Annotated in this window: 3 protein-coding genes; all 3 read left to right on the forward strand. The window is 35.0% G+C overall.

Features of this window, described 5'->3' with window-relative positions:
- Positions 1 to 9 precede the first annotated feature (9 nt).
- The 3 genes from ABF281_RS08145 (at position 10) to rpe (ending at position 2,418) form a co-directional block, all read left to right on the forward strand.
- A complete protein-coding gene (locus ABF281_RS08145) occupies positions 10 to 624 on the forward strand; it encodes a deoxynucleoside kinase (RefSeq protein ID WP_347181181.1) in 615 nt (204 codons plus the stop codon).
- Positions 625 to 797: 173 nt separating this feature from the next.
- The gene (locus ABF281_RS08150; RefSeq protein ID WP_347181182.1) at positions 798 to 1,661 is read left to right on the forward strand and encodes an RNA polymerase sigma factor RpoD/SigA; all 864 of its coding nucleotides are present in this window, start codon (positions 798 to 800) and stop codon (positions 1,659 to 1,661) included.
- A 100-nt stretch (positions 1,662 to 1,761) separates the two neighbouring features.
- Positions 1,762 to 2,418 (forward strand): ribulose-phosphate 3-epimerase, encoded by a 657-nt coding sequence (rpe, locus tag ABF281_RS08155; RefSeq protein WP_347181183.1) that lies wholly within the window; start codon positions 1,762 to 1,764, stop codon positions 2,416 to 2,418.
- Positions 2,419 to 2,551: the final 133 nt, after the last annotated feature.

Below are 2,551 nucleotides of genomic sequence, written 5' to 3' on the forward strand. Positions count from 1 at the left end.
ATTTAATTTATGCACGTTGCAATTGCAGGAAATATTGGCGCAGGTAAAACTACGCTCACAAAACTTTTAGCCAAACATTACAACTGGAAACCTCATTACGAATCTGTTGATGAGAATCCTTATTTAGATGATTTTTACTCAGAAATGGAACGTTGGTCATTTAATTTACAAGTCTATTTCTTAAACAGTCGTTTTCGTCAAATACTAGAATTGCGCGAAACAGGCAAGAAAATAATTCAGGACCGAACTATTTATGAAGACGCACATATTTTCGCCCCAAATCTACATGCAATGGGACTAATGACCAATAGAGATTATGGCAATTATAGTTCTTTGTTTGAATTGATGGAAAAACTAGTAACACCTCCCGATTTATTAATCTACTTACGTGCAGACATTTCTACCTTGGTAGGTCAAATTCACAAAAGAGGGAGAGAATATGAAAACTCAATCAGCATTGACTATCTAAGTAGATTAAACGAACGGTACGAAGCGTGGATATCAACATACACCAAAGGAAAGTTATTAATCATCGATGTAGACAATTTAGATTTTGTAGACAATCAAGAAGATTTAGGCTACATCATCGACAGAATCGATGCGCAAATCAATGGTTTATTCTAAAAAATAAATTTAATACAACAACCTAAGAGACCGTTAATGGTCTCTTTTTTTTAAAAAAAAAGTATCCGCAAAATATTTAAAAAAAAATACCCGTGTTTTGTAACAAAGTAAAGATTTGAAACGTATAATGAAGTGAGAATCGATGTAAACCCCTAATATTTTTTGAAACTTCAATGAGACAGCTAAAAATTACAAAGCAGGTAACCAATAGAGAAACTGCATCTTTAGACAAATATTTACAAGAAATTGGTAAAGTAGATTTAATTACTGCAGACGAAGAAGTAGAATTGGCTCAGTTGATTAAAGCGGGTGACCAAAGCGCTTTAGAGAAGTTAACAAAAGCAAATTTACGATTTGTGGTTTCTGTTGCAAAACAATACCAAAATCAAGGACTAACCTTACCCGATTTAATTAATGAAGGAAACTTAGGCCTAATTAAAGCTGCGAAACGTTTTGATGAAACAAGAGGATTTAAATTTATCTCCTATGCCGTATGGTGGATTCGTCAATCGATCTTACAAGCATTGGCAGAACAATCTAGAATTGTTCGTTTGCCATTAAACAAAATTGGTTCGATTAACAAAATTAACAAGATGTACGCTTTCTTAGAGCAAGAAAACGAACGTCCTCCAAGTGCAGAAGAAATTGCTAAGAAATTAGACATGACTGTAAACGACGTAAAAGAATCGATGAAGAATTCTGGACGTCACGTATCGATGGATGCACCGTTAATTGAAGGAGAAGACTCTAACTTATACGATGTATTAAATTCTGGAGAATCTCCAAATCCAGACAGAACATTATTACACGAATCGTTACGTATAGAGATTAACAGAGCCTTAGAAACGCTAACACCCCGTGAAGCAGACGTTGTAAAACTATACTTTGGTTTAGGAGAACACCAACCAATGACCCTAGAAGAAATTGGAGAAACATTCGACTTAACACGTGAACGAGTTCGTCAAATTAAAGAAAAAGCAATCCGAAGATTAAAGCACACCTCAAGAAGTAAAATTTTAATGACCTATCTTGGATAGACATTATTGTAAATAAAACTTGTAAAACTCTCGAATTAATTTCGAGAGTTTTTTGTTTTTATCCCTATTTTTACAGTATTAAACACACAACAACTAACAGATGAGTAATTTAATAGCACCTTCAATTTTAGCAGCAGATTTTGGCAATTTACAACGCGATATCGAAATGGTAAACAACAGTGAAGCAGATTGGTTTCATATTGATATTATGGATGGCGTATTCGTTCCAAATATTTCTTATGGGATGCCCGTTTTAAAAGCCATCGCCAAACATGCAACAAAAACAATAGATGTGCATTTGATGATTGTAAATCCAGATCAATACATTGAAACTTTTGCGAGTTTAGGTGCCAATATCTTAACGGTTCATTACGAAGCTTGTACCCATTTACACAGAACAGTACAGGCCATAAAAGCGGCAGGAATGAAAGCTGGAGTTGCCTTAAATCCGCACACACCGATTGCAGTTTTAGAAGACATTATTCAAGACTTGGATTTGGTCTGTATTATGAGTGTAAACCCTGGTTTTGGTGGCCAATCTTTTATAGAAAATACCTACAAAAAAACCGCACAACTAAAACACCTTATTGAATTTACAGGTTCAAACTGTCAAATAGAAATTGATGGTGGTGTGACCAATAAAAACGCCAATGCATTGATAGAAGCGGGCGCCAATGTCTTGGTTGCTGGTAGCTATGTTTTTGGTGCAGAAAACCCAACAGAAACCATTGCAGATTTAAAAAATACGATTGGATAGAAGGTACGCAGTTGTAGATATAGAAACTACGGGAAATGGATACAAGGGGCAAAAGATCACCGAAATCTCTATCTTTATTTTTGATGGAGAAAAGGTGTTGGACGAATTTACAACATTGGTCAATCCAGAAGCA

This window comes from Wenyingzhuangia sp. (genome assembly GCF_039768515.1).
Taxonomy (GTDB): domain Bacteria; phylum Bacteroidota; class Bacteroidia; order Flavobacteriales; family Flavobacteriaceae; genus Wenyingzhuangia.

What these genes read in the sequence shown, in the direction of transcription:
- rpe (WP_347181183.1), top strand. Translation starts at nt 1,762, where the DNA reads ATGAGTAATTTAATAGCACCTTCAATTTTAGCAGCAGATTTTGGCAAT.
- ABF281_RS08145 (WP_347181181.1), top strand. Translation starts at nt 10, where the DNA reads ATGCACGTTGCAATTGCAGGAAATATTGGCGCAGGTAAAACTACGCTC.
- ABF281_RS08150 (WP_347181182.1), top strand. Translation starts at nt 798, where the DNA reads ATGAGACAGCTAAAAATTACAAAGCAGGTAACCAATAGAGAAACTGCA.